Origin of the sequence: Hirschia baltica ATCC 49814 (assembly GCF_000023785.1) — a bacterium.
GTDB classification, from domain to species: Bacteria; Pseudomonadota; Alphaproteobacteria; order Caulobacterales; family Hyphomonadaceae; genus Hirschia; species Hirschia baltica.
Genome location: NC_012982.1, coordinates 1,058,865 through 1,072,868 on the forward strand (window position 1 = coordinate 1,058,865; position 14,004 = coordinate 1,072,868).

General features: G+C 46.5%; 15 protein-coding genes. 8 read left to right on the top strand and 7 right to left on the bottom strand.

Annotated elements, in window-relative coordinates:
* Nucleotides 1–56: 56 nt before the first annotated feature.
* From HBAL_RS04930 to HBAL_RS04940, 3 genes are all read left to right on the top strand, one after another.
* The gene (locus HBAL_RS04930; protein WP_015826828.1) at nucleotides 57–575 is read left to right on the top strand and encodes a DUF3035 domain-containing protein; all 519 of its coding nucleotides are present in this window, start codon (nucleotides 57–59) and stop codon (nucleotides 573–575) included.
* Between the two features lie 86 nt (nucleotides 576–661).
* Nucleotides 662–2,665 (top strand): DNA mismatch repair endonuclease MutL, encoded by a 2,004-nt coding sequence (gene mutL, locus HBAL_RS04935; protein ID WP_015826829.1) that lies wholly within the window; start codon nucleotides 662–664, stop codon nucleotides 2,663–2,665.
* Nucleotides 2,665–3,177 carry a GyrI-like domain-containing protein gene (locus HBAL_RS04940; RefSeq protein WP_015826830.1) on the top strand — a complete coding sequence of 171 codons (513 nt, stop codon included), beginning with the start codon at nucleotides 2,665–2,667 and terminating at the stop codon, nucleotides 3,175–3,177. Before mutL ends, HBAL_RS04940 begins: the two co-directional genes overlap by 1 nt.
* Here HBAL_RS04940 and rnhB read toward each other — a convergent pair.
* Nucleotides 3,174–3,800 (bottom strand): ribonuclease HII, encoded by a 627-nt coding sequence (gene rnhB / locus HBAL_RS04945; RefSeq protein WP_267879145.1) that lies wholly within the window; start codon nucleotides 3,798–3,800, stop codon nucleotides 3,174–3,176. The two genes, HBAL_RS04940 and rnhB, sit on opposite strands and share 4 nt — an antisense overlap.
* A gap of 64 nt (nucleotides 3,801–3,864) precedes the next feature.
* On the opposite strand from rnhB, the gene lysM reads away from it, so the two are divergent.
* Nucleotides 3,865–4,293 carry a peptidoglycan-binding protein LysM gene (gene lysM, locus HBAL_RS04950; RefSeq protein ID WP_015826832.1) on the top strand — a complete coding sequence of 143 codons (429 nt, stop codon included), beginning with the start codon at nucleotides 3,865–3,867 and terminating at the stop codon, nucleotides 4,291–4,293.
* A 93-nt stretch (nucleotides 4,294–4,386) separates the two neighbouring features.
* Here the strand turns inward: lysM and HBAL_RS04955 are convergent, their stop codons facing one another.
* From HBAL_RS04955 to rsmD, 3 genes are all read right to left on the bottom strand, one after another.
* Nucleotides 4,387–5,358, bottom strand: a complete 972-nt coding sequence (locus HBAL_RS04955) for a bifunctional helix-turn-helix transcriptional regulator/GNAT family N-acetyltransferase (protein ID WP_015826833.1) — start codon at nucleotides 5,356–5,358, stop codon at nucleotides 4,387–4,389.
* Nucleotides 5,359–5,458: 100 nt separating this feature from the next.
* Nucleotides 5,459–6,412, bottom strand: coding sequence for a hypothetical protein (locus HBAL_RS04960; RefSeq protein ID WP_015826834.1), 954 nt, complete (start codon nucleotides 6,410–6,412; stop codon nucleotides 5,459–5,461).
* A gap of 18 nt (nucleotides 6,413–6,430) precedes the next feature.
* Nucleotides 6,431–7,048 (bottom strand): 16S rRNA (guanine(966)-N(2))-methyltransferase RsmD, encoded by a 618-nt coding sequence (gene rsmD, locus HBAL_RS04965; protein WP_015826835.1) that lies wholly within the window; start codon nucleotides 7,046–7,048, stop codon nucleotides 6,431–6,433.
* A 47-nt stretch (nucleotides 7,049–7,095) separates the two neighbouring features.
* Here rsmD and HBAL_RS04970 point away from each other — a divergent pair, with 47 nt between their 5' ends.
* A complete protein-coding gene (locus HBAL_RS04970) occupies nucleotides 7,096–7,560 on the top strand; it encodes a nucleoside deaminase (protein WP_015826836.1) in 465 nt (154 codons plus the stop codon).
* A 6-nt stretch (nucleotides 7,561–7,566) separates the two neighbouring features.
* On the opposite strand, the gene HBAL_RS04975 is transcribed toward HBAL_RS04970, so the two are convergent.
* Nucleotides 7,567–8,313, bottom strand: a complete 747-nt coding sequence (locus HBAL_RS04975; protein ID WP_015826837.1) for a TSUP family transporter — start codon at nucleotides 8,311–8,313, stop codon at nucleotides 7,567–7,569.
* A gap of 148 nt (nucleotides 8,314–8,461) precedes the next feature.
* Here HBAL_RS04975 and HBAL_RS04980 point away from each other — a divergent pair, with 148 nt between their 5' ends.
* Nucleotides 8,462–9,988: a pseudouridine synthase gene (locus HBAL_RS04980; RefSeq protein ID WP_015826838.1), complete on the top strand. Its 1,527-nt coding sequence runs from the start codon at nucleotides 8,462–8,464 to the stop codon at nucleotides 9,986–9,988.
* A gap of 76 nt (nucleotides 9,989–10,064) precedes the next feature.
* Here the strand turns inward: HBAL_RS04980 and HBAL_RS04985 are convergent, their stop codons facing one another.
* Nucleotides 10,065–10,388: a hypothetical protein gene (locus tag HBAL_RS04985; protein WP_015826839.1), complete on the bottom strand. Its 324-nt coding sequence runs from the start codon at nucleotides 10,386–10,388 to the stop codon at nucleotides 10,065–10,067.
* A 132-nt stretch (nucleotides 10,389–10,520) separates the two neighbouring features.
* Entirely contained in the window at nucleotides 10,521–11,804 is a 1,284-nt protein-coding gene (gene purD, locus HBAL_RS04990) for a phosphoribosylamine--glycine ligase (RefSeq protein WP_015826840.1), read from the bottom strand.
* A 159-nt stretch (nucleotides 11,805–11,963) separates the two neighbouring features.
* Here purD and xseA point away from each other — a divergent pair, with 159 nt between their 5' ends.
* Entirely contained in the window at nucleotides 11,964–13,643 is a 1,680-nt protein-coding gene (xseA, locus tag HBAL_RS04995; RefSeq protein WP_015826841.1) for an exodeoxyribonuclease VII large subunit, read from the top strand.
* A 92-nt stretch (nucleotides 13,644–13,735) separates the two neighbouring features.
* On the top strand, nucleotides 13,736–13,948 hold the full coding sequence (locus HBAL_RS05000; RefSeq protein WP_015826842.1) for a DUF2093 domain-containing protein: 213 nt from the start codon (nucleotides 13,736–13,738) through the stop codon (nucleotides 13,946–13,948).
* Nucleotides 13,949–14,004 lie beyond the last annotated feature (56 nt).

Sequence of the window (14,004 nt, forward strand, 5' to 3'; positions counted from 1 at the left end):
AAACCTATTATTTGGTTTCTGCATTCAAAAACGACGTGTATTAAAAGGCGTGACAGATGAAAAAATCAGTATTGGGTTTAACTGCGGCAGCGGTTGCAGCGATGGTCGCATCCGGATGTTCTTCTAATGGCACAAATGGCCCTGATGAGTTTCGTGTGGTTCGTAAAGCGCCTTTGAGTGTTCCACCTGAATATAATTTGCGTCCACCAGCTGTTGGTGAAGCGGTTCCAGCTGAACTGCAATCGGATGATAGTGCGCGCGCAATTTTGTTTGGAGATCGTGTCGGGTCTCAGGCTTCTGAAGGTGAGCGTTTGCTTGTTCAAAAAGCTGATGCTGATGCGATTGACCCTAAAATCCGTGCACAAGTTGATTATGACGCCACAGGAACTTTACGCAAAAGCAAAAGTCTTTCAGACAAGATATTGTTCTTCAAGGGTGATGGTAATGATGCAACGATTATCGAGCCTGCCAATGAAGCACAGCGTCTTGAGCGCGAATTGATTGATAATGCCACGGGCGGCGGTGATGTTGTGATTGAACGCAAAGCTGGCGAGAGCAAGCTTCCTGGGCTTTAAATCCATCTGGATTACATTTTGAGTTTTACACAATCAAAATGCGTTGTGGACTAGGTACGAATCGCGTTGCGCGGTAAGCTTTAACTATGCCTGATACCTTATCTGAACACACGCCCTCTTCATGTATCCACCGATTACCTGCCGATGCTATAAATCGCATAGCGGCGGGTGAAGTTGTTGAGCGTCCAGCTGCGGCTGCAAAAGAGCTGATGGAGAACGCACTAGATGCAGGTGCGCGCCACATCCGAGTTTTGATTGAAGGCGGCGGCTTATCCCGAATGGTCATTGAAGATGACGGCAAGGGGATGTCGGCTGAAGAATTGCCGATCGCGATTGAGCGTCATGCGACATCTAAACTTCAAGCCGATGCCGAGGGACGTGTTGACCTTTTAAATATTCACACGCTCGGTTTTCGCGGCGAAGCATTACCATCCATTGGTTCTGTGTCTCGTATGACGATAACCTCTCGTGCAAAAGGGGCGGATGAAGCCTATCAGCTGCGTATTGAAGGCGGTGTTGTTGAGGGACCCTTGCCTGCTGCATGGACAGGCCTTTCAGACAGCGGAACGCGTATTGAAGTTCGAGACTTGTTTTATGCAACACCTGCGCGGCTAAAGTTCATGAAGTCTGAGCGCGCTGAAACGATGGCACTCACTGACACAGTTAAGCGTTTGGCTATGGCGAATGCTGATGTCGGCATGGTTTTAGAATCCAATGGCCGCAAAGTGATTAACTTAGCCCCTGAAGACGGTGCTTTTGAAGAAGCACGCCTGAAGCGTCTTGGTGCGATTATGGGCAAAGAGTTTCGCGAAAATGCCTGCGAAATAGATGCTGAACGTGAAGGCGTGTTCGTCACCGGATTTGCTGGTTTACCAACGTTAAATCGAGGGAACGCACAGCATCAATATTTGTTTGTAAATGGTCGTCCTGTTAAAGACCGTTTGCTGACAGGCGTTATACGTGCAGCCTATCAAGATTTTCTTGCGCGAGATCGTCATCCTATGGCGGCGCTTTTTGTTGATTTACATCCAGAGTTTGTCGATGTGAATGTGCATCCTGCTAAAACAGAAGTGCGTTTTAGAGATGCTGGAAATGTACGTGGGTTATTAATCGGTGCCCTTCGGCACACGCTTGCCGCTGCTGGGCATCGTGCTTCTACAACAGTTGCTGGCGATGCATTAGGGCGCGTCATAACAGAGACGCAAGCGCGTCAGGCTGAATTGCAAATGGGGCCAAACGGGCCAATGCAATCTGCGTATCAGCCCGGCACAAGTGTCTTGCAATCGACGATGGGAAGATCAGCAAGCGGTGGGCAATGGCGCCCTTCGGCCAGTCCGTCATCTGATGAGATAAATACTTATCTGGATGCAACGGGATTAAGTGGCGGTTTTAGAGAAGATGCACCATCACAATATAATGGCCAATCAGGCGCTTTTGCAGCCACGTCGGATATGTCTGCTCGTGTTGAACCAAACGAAATGGAAAGCCAGCGAGCACAGGAGTTAAGCCGGTTTCCGCTAGGTGTGGCACGCGCACAATTACACGAAACATATGTCGTAGCGCAGACTGATGACGGTATTGTCATTGTCGATCAACATGCAGCTCATGAGCGTTTAGTGTATGAGCGAATGAAACGTCAAATGGAGCTGGACGGAGTAAAACGTCAGGCATTATTGATTCCCGAAATTGTTGAACTGACTGAAGACGAGGCAATGCGCGTTCTGTCACGTTCCGAAGAATTGCTAGAATTAGGGCTGGAAATCGAACCTTTTGGTGTGGGGTGTATTGCTGTTCGTGCGACGCCTGCATTATTTGGGGACATGGATGCGGTCGGATTGATAAAAGACCTTGCTGATGATTTTGCAGAATACGATGCCGGTCTTGCCCTAAAAGAACGTTTTGAAGAAGTCATGGGCAATATGGCATGTCGCGGTTCTGTGCGCGCTGGACGGCGGCTCACTGGTGAAGAGATGAATTCTTTATTGCGGCAGATGGAAAATACACCTCATTCAGGACAGTGTAATCATGGTCGTCCAACATATGTAGAGCTGAAACTCGCTGATATTGAACGCTTATTTGGAAGACGTTGATGGCTGATCAAGAATACAAAATACCAAAAACGAGATATGAATTCCGTGAAGGATTTTCAGTTGCTGGTTTACGTAAACAGTTTGATGTAGATGAAAAAATTGATGGCATTCCTGCTTTGTGGAAAGCATTTGGTCCTCAAATCGCCGAAGTTGCCAATGCCGTGACTGATGCGTGTTATGGTGTCATTGGTGCAAGCAATCCTGATGGAGATGTAGATTATCTTGCGGGCATCAAAGTGACGAGTTTTGACGGCCTTGATAAAGATTTTGATCGTATGGTGATACCTGACCAGAATTATCTCGTCGTGACGCATGAGGGCGATGTCTCAAACATTCAACAGACTTGGGATTGGATTTTTGTAGAATTTCCAAAGAGCTTGGGGCTAGAGATTATTGAGGTTTTTGCAATGACACCTGAGTTTGAGGTGTATGATGCGCGCTATAATCCACAAACCCGTGAAGGCGAAATAGACATCTGGGTGCCTGTACAGCCGAGCATTATGCCAGCTTAATTATCTAGCTGTTGTTTGGCTGCTCGCACCGGTTTGAATGTCATACGATGAATAGGGCATGGTCCGATGCGCTTCAGGGCATCTGAGTGTGCTTTCACGCCATAGCCTTTGTGTTTTGCAAACCCATAATCTGGGTATTGAAGGTCATATTCTACCATTTTGGCATCACGTGCTGTTTTGGCTAAAATGGATGCAGCTGAGATACATGCCTCTATGCCGTCTCCACCAATGAGCGTTTCAGTGCGGCAATCTAGCGGTGGCGCATCATTGCCGTCGATGAGCGCGAGGTCTGGTGCGATAGATAGGCCTTGCACGGCGCGTTGCATGGCGAGGTGGTTGGCCTGGCGAATATTTAGTTCGTCTATTTCCTCAGGGCTTGCCCAGCCAATACTCCAACAAAGGGCGTATTCTTTTATAAGCAATGCAAGTTTATCGCGTTTTTTCTCACTGAGTTTTTTAGAATCATTGAGGCCTGCAATCGGATTTAAAGGGTTTAGAATAACTGCACCTGCGCATACAGGGCCAGCCCACGGACCTCTACCGGCTTCATCTACGCCGCATATTAGGATTTTATCTGCCATGTACTTTAAATGGAATGAGTCGCCAGTTGAAGAAAGCTCGATTGTTTTTGTAGGTTCATATTCACCATGTTAGAGATAGGTATGCCAATAAGAGGAGGGGCGTTAAATGTTTGGAAATCTGATCAAGTTTGCAAAAGATGCTGGTGCTAAAATCGGCTTTGGAAAAGACAAAGACGAAGACGCGAAGAACCTTAAAAATGAGATGGAAAAACACGGCTTCAAAACAGATGAAGTGGATGTTGCTGTAGAAGGCGATAAAGTCGTTCTAACAGGAAAAGCTCTATCTCAAGAAGAACGTGAAAAGCTTATTCTTGTTGCTGGAAATGTAGAAGGTGTTGATTCCGTTGAAGATAAAATGGAGATTTCACCAACTCGCACCCACACTGTGAAAAGTGGAGACACTCTAAGCAAGATTGCTAAGGAGATGTATGGGGATGCGATGAAATATCCTGTGATTTTTGAAGCAAATAAGCCAATGCTATCTCACCCAGATAAAATTTACCCAGGTCAGGTTTTGCGTATTCCAACTTTATAGTTCACTGCGTCTAATCTTTGATAAGATCATTGTAAAAACACCAGTTTCTTTTACTAGAGACTGGTGTTTTAGTGGGTGAAGCTTGCAGCAAACTTATAACGGGTAAGACATGGCTACGTTGCAGCGTTCATATCGTGCTCCAAAGTGTTCCATGATATATGGGTCATGAATAAAGCCGTTCTTTTCATAAAGATGTATAGCTGCCTCACATTTCTTATTCGTTAGAAGGTACATGCATGTCAGGTTCATTTCTTTTGCACGATTGATGGTAGCTTGAAGCAATTTTTCGCCGATTTTCAAGCCGCGCGCATTATCTGTTACACCCATTTTTGTGAGTTCGAATATTCCGTCTTCTATTTTGATTAATGCACAAGTTCCAACCACACCAAATTGTGGTGTTTTAGCGAAAAGAATAACGCCGCCACGGTCAATGATAAGCTTACGTGGATTTTCAATAATTTCACGATCATTTTGCTCTAGTTTGAACATGCTAGAGACCCATTGTTCAGAGATGTCATGAAAATCCTGAGCAAGATCATCTGTAAAATCAACTATTTCGACAGGATTAGGATTGCTTATTTTTAGGACACGTTCTTCTAAGGAAGATTCATTGAGGTTTTGTTCTAAACGGGAGAGGGCATCCAATAGATTCATAGGAGAAGCACCAGTAGGAAACGAACTTGCTTGTTTGGCGGCTTCTTGCACATGGGGCCACAGATTTTCTCTCAAACTCTCAAGCGTTGCTTCGCCCTTGGGAGTCAATTCTATCCATTTTACACGTTGATCTTTGTCGTCAGCACGAGTGGTGACGAGGCCCGATTCAATAATCGTATTCAATGTGCGTGTGACTGCCGGCTGGCTCACACCGAGAGCTTCAACTGCTTGCGCAACAGTAATTGATCCAAGTGTGTCGATGGCTTTCAATAGGGGAAATTGGCTAGGTTGGATGCTAAATCCGTGTGCTTCATGTAATCTTGCGGCATCTGCTTGAAGGCGTTCTGCTAGGCGTTTTAGCCGACTGCCTAATGCCAAATAGCCAGCATTTTCCAATATATCTTTTACCATATCTTTATTCCAAACCGAGCTTTGAGATTTAAATATAACATGTTATATAAATATTCAAGAGTGTAAGATTCTAAATTATAATTAGTAAGTCGATTGGGCGTTAGAATTGATTGGTGCGCAGTAAATTGTTCACACGAACATTTCCGCCGGGCTCAAATTTTTTTGCGTATTTATTGATACACTCTGGATGAAGCGAGGTGCGCCCAGGCCATGTCCAGCGGCGAAATTCAACATCATTTTGAACCAGAATTTTGTCGATGATTTCTGCTTGATCTATCCATTGGCCTTCAACAGGAAAAGTCGCACCAAGGTCGATTTTTGTGCCATCTAAAAAATGAATTGTGTAGTTTAAATGGCTCATATTCTCGTCGGTGTAATTGCAGCCAAGTTCGACATATTTAGCTTCAGATAGGAGTTGTATTTCTGGTGATATAAACGGAATAATATGTTGTTTTTCAACACTTTGTTTGCTCACCACGGTGTGAGATTGAAATTCCAGATACATAATGCCAGCTGTAAAAACTGATAAAAGGATTGCTTGCCATTCCATGAAGCTGGTCATGTGGTTGAAGAAGGATGAGACGAAATTTTCGGGTTTGGTAATATCTAACGATTTATCGCTGCGCGCCTTTTTTAAAAAATGACGCACTATAAATCCATTCACCTTGTCTGTGACTAATCCGGTGAAAACGGATTTTTTGAGATTGGGTTTTATCGCTAGGATTATTCCTAAAATTGATAAACAGATAAATACCCACGCCAATGCGCCCAGCATAAGCGCGGGGCCAAAGCTATAGTCAAACAAAATTGCATTTGTTGTTTTTGCGTGGGCAAGAGCAGCAGATTTTGAGAAATCGACGAGTATTGGCCAGAGATATTGTACGCCAATAAAAATGCCAGCAAACCAAAGCATTACGATAAGCCAAGTGAGCATTTCATAGGCATGAGGTGCTTCTGGTTCATCCATCAAATAATCAGTGATGGCGTCAGGAATATCTCTATCAGCTAAAGCCTGGCGTATGTCTGCTTCTGATCTTTTGAGGCGGAAGGGCATAGAAGAAGGCCTGTCGAATTATTCGTTTTGCGTCGTGTCTTCTTTGGGGATGCTGGTTTCTTCATCATCGGGTTTAATAACCCTCGCCATGTACACACGGGCAGCGCCGTAGCTTTTTTCATGCAGGACTTCAAAACCGGGGAATTTGGGTTCTGGATCATCCTTGGATACTTCGGCAACGATAATAGCATCGTCAGCTAGCCAATCACCTTTGACAAGCTCAGTAATTGCAGGGTCAACAAGTTCATACCCATAGGGTGGGTCCATAAATGCAATATCGAATTTTTCACCGGCACCTGCCGGGCGTTTACCTAAATCTACAGCAGATCGTCTGTGGATACGTGTAGTGCCAAATTGCTGGAATTTTTCGATATTTTCACGAATAACGCCGCGCGCTTTAACGTGTGTTTCTACAAACAGACAATAGCTTGCCCCTCGCGAAAGGGCTTCAAACCCAAGTGCACCAGAGCCAGCATAAAGGTCTATCACGCGTGCGTCTTCGATAGGCGGAGCCCATGCTGCATGTGCCAATATATTGAACATGGCTTCACGTGCTCTATCAGACGTGGGACGAGTGTCGCGACCTTCGGGTGTGATGATCGAACGACCTTTGAGTTTTCCGCTTACAATTCTCATAAGAAATGCGTTAGCACTGTCAGATATGATTTGGGAATGGGTAATTGATGAAAGAAGCTGAACAAATGCCATATATGGCCCGTGCAATGCAATTGGCTGAAGAAGCCGCGCTGGCTGGTGAAGTGCCTGTGGGAGCGGTTATTGTTGATCCGAGCACAGGAAATATAGTGGGTGAGGGGCGTAATGGTCCTATTGGGGCACACGACCCCACTGCACATGCTGAAATCGTTGCTATTCGAAATGCATGCGCGTCTGTTGATAATTATCGCCTGCCTGATCTGGAGCTATATGTCACGCTGGAGCCATGTGCCATGTGTGCTGGCGCGATTAGTTTTGCGCGTATCGGGAAAGTTGTTTTTGCGGCAGATGATCCAAAAGGTGGTGCAATTAAACACGGGCCCAAATTTTTTGAGCAATCAACATGTCATTGGCGATCTCAATGGGAACAGGACATACGTTTTGCGAGTGAGGCTGGAGAGATGCTAAGAGCGTTCTTTAAATCAAGGCGTTGAAATATATTAAAAAATACCAGCGGCGCGCAAAAGGAAGACGACGCCAATCGCTGTGACGAGCCATTTCATCCAGCTTTTGAAATTAACATCATTCATTCTGTGCAAGACGAGCCCGCCCAACCATGTACCGGTCATTGATATGGGTATCGCTGCAATTAAAAACCACAATGGTGGCAGTGCGGACATGCCAGCAGCCTGAATTGCAGGTCCGGTCCAGAAACCAATTTTGATAAGGTGGGCGAGTGCCTGCGTTGTTGATTTATTGGCGACAATGCCTTGGCGGGTGAGGTCTGAACGGACAAAGAAAATGTCCAGCATTGGCCCCGCCACCCCTGCAAGTGTGTTTAGTCCAGAAACAAGAAAACCGGCTATTATACTATCGGTTTTTCTAAGGATATCAGCATGAAACAGGTTTTTGGGTAGCCATATAAGCAGAGGAAGTAAGCCTAGAATGAGATAGAGTGTAGGCTTGTCTGGAACCCAATTTACAAAACAAAGAAGTGCAATCGCTATCAAAGCACCTACGATATAGTGTCGAATGAGTGTCCAGTTTATGTGTCTGCGCAGTAGAAATGCTCTCCAACCATTGGCGACAAATTGTATGGCTCCGTGAATAATCATCGCTTGCGGGATTGAAACGACAGCAGCAAGCATACCCATCAAAATTAATCCACCAGCCATTCCAAAAATGCCAGAAATGAATGCGGTGATAAGTGTGGTTATGAGAATAAGAAAAGCGATGAGTAACGACATGAAGCGTCTTTAACGGCAATGCGTCTGGTTTGCCAATATGCAGATTGGGTGAGATAGGGGTTTCCAGCTTGAGTTGTCTGCAATTGTTTGATACATGCTGCTCCCTTACTTTGACGAGCAATAGCTCGAATTATGACTGGAGAATTATATGTCGGAGCGTCGCGAGACGGGCCGTAAGCCCAAATCTACTCAATCAACAAACAGGCCTGCTGAAAAATCAGTTCAATCACCAGATTGGTCCAAAGGCGAACGCATTGCAAAGTGGCTAGCTGCTGCTGGTGTGTGTTCACGCCGAGAAGCTGAGCGCCTTATTGAAGAAGGGCTCGTGGCTGTAAATGGGCAGGTGCTTGATAGCGCTGCTTTTAAGGTAACCGGTAATGAAAAAATTACGGTTGAAGGTAAGCGTGTAGGTGGTCCAGATAAAACACGTCTCTGGCGCTTTCATAAACCCAAAGGCCTTGTGACAACGAATTCAGACCCTGAAGGGCGGCCAACTGTTTTTGAACATCTGCCGAAAAAGCTTCCGCGCGTGATGACGATTGGGCGATTGGACCTGAATACAGAAGGTCTTTTATTGCTGACAAATGATGGCGAATTGGCGCGTACGCTTGAGTTACCAACAACAGGTTTGAAGCGGTGTTATCGTGCACGCGCCTTTGGTAAAATCACGCAAGCTGAGCTAGATAAACTTCAAGAAGGTGTGTTGTTCGAAGGCGTTGTATATCGCTCTATCATTGCAACTTTGGATAAAACCAAAGGTGACAATAATTGGATTGATATGACACTGACTGAAGGTAAGAAACGCGAAGCGCGTCGTGCCTTGGAAAGTGTTGGCCTGATTGTGAACCGCTTGATCCGTGTATCTTACGGTCCCTTTGAATTGGGTGACCTTGTTGAAGGCGGCGTAGCAGAGATACCAGCTGGCGAATTATTGTCTGAATTTGGTGATAGCATATCTCGTAAACGGCGCCCTGATCCTGCAAGTGTGCCTCAATCCTATTTGGAGCCAGATACAAAGCGCAGGCGCACAAAGGGACGTGATGAAGATACTTCACAAACAGCACCTGCAAAGAAGCCTGCTGCAACGATAAAACCATTGCGTGGTGAAAAGTTTGAAAAGCCAAGCTCAGGAAGAGAGCCAGCGCAGCGTTCGCACAAACGTCAAACACCGCACCGTTATGCAGCATTGCGCGAGGGGGCCGAGACTAATCCTGAGCCGCGTGATTTCAGCAAACCGGCTAAACCGGGCGAAGCCGTTGTGCCAGCCAGTCTAGCTAAAACGCGTAAGACGACGGCACCGCGTAAAGAGGCAGATGCAGTTTGGATAACGGAAGCGGACGGAACAAGACGTGAGTTGCCGCAACGCCCTAAAACAGCTGGGTCTCGCCGCGATCGCGCAAGAGCTAAGGGGAATACTGCGCACCCAACTAAAGAGGATGTTGTGCGTCCACGTTCTTTAAGCGAGCGTCGTCAGGAGAAAAAGGGTAAAACAAGCTCCGGTGAAATTGGCTCTCGCGGTGATGGTGGATTGCCTTGGAATGAGCGTGCAGGTGCGACACGCGGAAAACCACGTCCAGCAGGTGTGAGACCAGCTCCCAAACGGGGTGGGTCTAGTTCAAAAACGGATCGTTTCAATAAGGGCGGAAAATCGGGCGGACCTAAAGGGCGCAGATAGCAGATAGCTGAAAAATAAAGCAAAGAAAAAGGCTCTCAAAAATTGAGAGCCTTTTTTATTGATTATGTCTAAGAAGTTATTCCGTTACAGAAATCACTGTGGCAGTTCCAGTTACGCCATCATTTCTTGTATAGCCTGTGGTGAAACCGACATCATGTGAAACTTCATCAAAAGTGACACAAACTTTTTGTTCTGCTTCACCACCGCAAAGTGTTTTGCCTGTTTCGTCCCAAGAATAGGGTGAAGTTTGGTCACCAATAGTGGCTGTCTGTGCGGTGGAGTCTAGAATGATTGTAACTTTGTCACCGTCTTCTGGTGCAAACTCAATTGTCATGCTTCCAGCATAGGCTGGCGCAGCAAGAAAAATTGCAGACAGCGCTGCAAGGATAAATTTTTTCATGATTTCCTCCCAATTGCTCCATCATTTTTGATGTAAGCTTTTTTAGAGGCGACCCAATTCGCCCCTACGGAAGTATTAACGATATTTACGTTGCGAAAGAACAAGTCTAAACAAGGTTAATTTTTGTTAATTTTATCCGCGACCTTTGGCGCGCCAGCCGATATCACTGCGATAAAAGCCTTCAGGCCAATCAACTTTGTCAACTGCCTTATACGCTTTGTCGATTGCGTCTGTGATTGTGTCAGCAAGTGCGGTTACACCTAAGACACGGCCACCAGCGGCGACAATTTCGCCATTCTTTTCAGCTGTACCAGCATGAAAGACGACGACACCTTCAGCGCTTGCTTCGGCCTCATCCAATCTTTTGATGACAGATCCTTTTTCATAGGCAGCAGGATAGCCGTTTGTTGCCATGACGACACACACGGCTGCATCTTCAAAACGCTCAGGGCGACGACAATCAGCTAGGTCAAAGCCGGTTGCACATGCTAGCATTAACGGTAGAATTTCGCCTTTAAGACGTGCCATGATGACCTGACATTCAGGATCACCAAAGCGGCAATTATATTCAACGACGCGCGGATTGCCGTCAGGGCCGATCATCAATCCAACATATAGAACGCCTGTATATGGAATACCCATATCGCGCATGCCTTTTATCGTCGGATTGACGATTTCTGTCATGACGCGTTCCTGCATGTCTGCATCAAGAATAGGAGCAGGCGAATAGGCACCCATACCGCCTGTATTCACGCCTGTATCGCCATCACCAACGCGCTTGTGATCTTGTGCGCCAGCAAGCGCGACGGCGGTGTTTCCGTCTGTTAATGCAAAGAAAGAGGCTTCTTCACCATGCATGAATTCTTCAATGACGAGTTCAGCGGAAGATTCGCCAAATTGACCGGCGAGCATGTCGTCAATAGAGCTCTCCGCTTCTTCGCGTGTTTCTGCGATGACAACGCCTTTACCAGCTGCAAGGCCATCTGCTTTGAGCACATAGGGAGCTGAGAATTTATCGAGAAATGCTTTAGCTTCAGCTGCATCTGTAAAACGGCCATATTCAGCCGTTGGTACACCACATGCTTTCATTAAGTCCTTAGAAAAACCTTTTGAACTTTCCAATTGAGCGGCAGCTTTAGATGGGCCAAATACAGGAATATCAGCCATTCGCAGTTTGTCGGCCAATCCCATGGCGAGGGGCACTTCAGGACCGATGATGACTAGATGGGGGCGTTCGTCTTTTGCTAGGCGAACCTGACCATCAATGTCTTCAGCTTTAATCGGGATGCACCGAGCGACATTCGCCATTCCGGGGTTTCCCGGGGCACATAGGATTGAAGTGACTTTAGGGCTTTTGTTAAGCCGCCAAGCCAGCGCATGTTCGCGGCCACCGCCGCCGACGATAAGTATTTTCATGGGAAAAAGTCATTGGCGCTTGAATGCCCCGCCGTCAAGACTTGATTGAAAGCAAAACCGTGTGTCTACAATGGATTTTATTGCAAAACACACTGATTGAGCTGTGAATATGGTAAATCTTGGTTTGACCCGTTGGCTGGGATTCTTTATTTAAAAGATATGTCTGATCTTTTTGATGCACAAAAAAACACCACAGAAAATGAACTTGAAAAATCAGGTGTCGGGGAGGTTCACTCCAATTCACCAGAAATGTCAGTTTCTGAACTTTCCAATCGTTTAAAGCGAACCGTCGAGGATGCATATTCTTATGTGCGGGTGCGTGGTGAATTGGGACGTGTGACGCTGGCAAAGTCGGGCCATCTCTATGTCGATTTAAAAGATGATAAAGCAGTGCTCAACACGATTATGTGGAAAGGGCAGGTATCCAAACTTCCATTCAAACCTGAAGAGGGATTGGAAGTGATCGCTGAGGGACGTTTATCAACATATCCTGGCCGCTCTAATTATCAGATGATCGCGGAATCTATGCGACCAGCTGGCGTTGGCGCGTTGATGCAATTGCTTGAAGAACGCAAGAAAAAATTGGCGGCTGAAGGGTTGTTTAATCCTGAGCACAAAAAAGAACTGCCGTTTTTGCCAGAAACCATAGGTGTTGTTACCAGCCCGACGGGGGCTGTAATCCGTGATATTCTGCATCGTGTGAAAGAACGCTTTCCTACGCACGTTTTGATCTGGCCGGCATTGGTGCAGGGTGAGCATGCGGCTGCTCAAGTGGCAGGAGGAATTCGCGGGTTTAATGCGATTGGACCAGCGGCGCGGAAAATAAAGCGGCCCGATTTGATTATTGTTGCGCGGGGCGGTGGATCTGTTGAGGATTTATGGCCTTTCAATGATGAGGACGTTGTTCGCGCTGTTTTTGAAAGCGAAATTCCGATCATTTCTGCTGTTGGGCATGAAACGGATACGACGCTCATTGATTTTGTCTCAGACCGACGTGCGCCAACACCAACGGGTGCAGCTGAAATTGCACTGCCTGTGCGTGCTGAACTGATTGCGACCACTGATGCATTGGGGGCGCGTGGGAAAAGAGCACTGCAACGCGGTGTTGATACAAGTAAGGTTGAGTTGAGAGCTGTGACTGCGCGGATGCCTCGGCCTGAAATGTTGGTGCAAGGTGTGCGTCAGCGACTGGACTATGCATCTGAAAAACTTGGGTTTGCGCTTAAAGATATTGTCGTGCGTATGCGTAGCCGCTTGCAGCAGGCATCAAGCGGGCTTCAGCCATTAGCTTTGCAAAGAGAAATGGTGCGACGTAAAACAGCGCTAGACACCTTGTATATGCGAGCAAGTTTTGCGCTTCGCAGAGATGCTGGCGACCGCTCTAAGCTTTTGCATGGCATATATGGCCGCTTCCTAGCACGGGATCCGCGCAATACTTTTGGGCGTAAGCAAGATCTGGTTGAGGCGACATTTCACCGATCAACTGTGGCTATGGAGCGCTTGATTGGCAAGAAATATGAGAATTTAGAAACGGTGAACCGTCTCTTGTCGTCCGTATCACATGAGAATGTGTTGGCGCGGGGGTTTGTGTTGGTTCAACGCATGAATGGTGAATTGGTGCGTCATGCAAGTGATGTGGATTCATCTGAGAGATTGCGCTTGCAGTTTATTGATGACGAAGTGCGGGTGACATCTGATCCGAAGACGCCGCAAGAAGCGCCGCGTATTGTGCGCGAAACGGAGCCTCAGACCACGCAATTGGGCGGGATTGCGAGTGCACCGACAAAAAAAATAGTTAAACCTCCATCTGGGTCCGGTGGGCAGGGTGATCTGTTTTAAAAAGAATAATCAGTTATGATCTTCACGATCATACAAAATGCTGGACTTAAAATTGATGCCTCCATCTTTGTGAGGTCTAAAAGGAAATGAATATGTTGCCTTCAGGTCTCCCCGGAGAAGCGAAAATAAAGTATCTTGATGCTGATTTTGAAATCCTAAAAATGGGAAAATTCGTCATTTGTGCTGTGACGAATGAACAGATTTTGCTTGAGGATTTGAAATATTGGAGCGTTGATCTGCAAGAGCCTTATGTGGATGCAGAAGCTGCTGTGAAGCGCTGGAAAGAAATGCAGCCGACTGCGTAAATTGGACAGTCGTGGTGAGGCTTAATGCTGGGTTCATGACACAAGTTTAGGTTTAA

Bases quoted from the DNA above. Each gene is read 5' to 3' on its own strand.
- HBAL_RS04970 (WP_015826836.1), top strand. From the start codon at position 7,096: ATGAAAGAAGCTGAACAAATGCCATATATGGCCCGTGCAATGCAATTG.
- mutL (WP_015826829.1), top strand. From the start codon at position 662: ATGCCTGATACCTTATCTGAACACACGCCCTCTTCATGTATCCACCGA.
- xseA (WP_015826841.1), top strand. From the start codon at position 11,964: ATGTCTGATCTTTTTGATGCACAAAAAAACACCACAGAAAATGAACTT.
- purD (WP_015826840.1), bottom strand. From the start codon at position 11,804: ATGAAAATACTTATCGTCGGCGGCGGTGGCCGCGAACATGCGCTGGCT.
- HBAL_RS04975 (WP_015826837.1), bottom strand. From the start codon at position 8,313: ATGTCGTTACTCATCGCTTTTCTTATTCTCATAACCACACTTATCACC.
- HBAL_RS04985 (WP_015826839.1), bottom strand. From the start codon at position 10,388: ATGAAAAAATTTATCCTTGCAGCGCTGTCTGCAATTTTTCTTGCTGCG.
- HBAL_RS04940 (WP_015826830.1), top strand. From the start codon at position 2,665: ATGGCTGATCAAGAATACAAAATACCAAAAACGAGATATGAATTCCGT.
- HBAL_RS04955 (WP_015826833.1), bottom strand. From the start codon at position 5,358: ATGGTAAAAGATATATTGGAAAATGCTGGCTATTTGGCATTAGGCAGT.
- HBAL_RS04960 (WP_015826834.1), bottom strand. From the start codon at position 6,412: ATGCCCTTCCGCCTCAAAAGATCAGAAGCAGACATACGCCAGGCTTTA.
- HBAL_RS05000 (WP_015826842.1), top strand. From the start codon at position 13,736: ATGTTGCCTTCAGGTCTCCCCGGAGAAGCGAAAATAAAGTATCTTGAT.
- HBAL_RS04980 (WP_015826838.1), top strand. From the start codon at position 8,462: ATGTCGGAGCGTCGCGAGACGGGCCGTAAGCCCAAATCTACTCAATCA.
- rsmD (WP_015826835.1), bottom strand. From the start codon at position 7,048: ATGAGAATTGTAAGCGGAAAACTCAAAGGTCGTTCGATCATCACACCC.
- HBAL_RS04930 (WP_015826828.1), top strand. From the start codon at position 57: ATGAAAAAATCAGTATTGGGTTTAACTGCGGCAGCGGTTGCAGCGATG.
- lysM (WP_015826832.1), top strand. From the start codon at position 3,865: ATGTTTGGAAATCTGATCAAGTTTGCAAAAGATGCTGGTGCTAAAATC.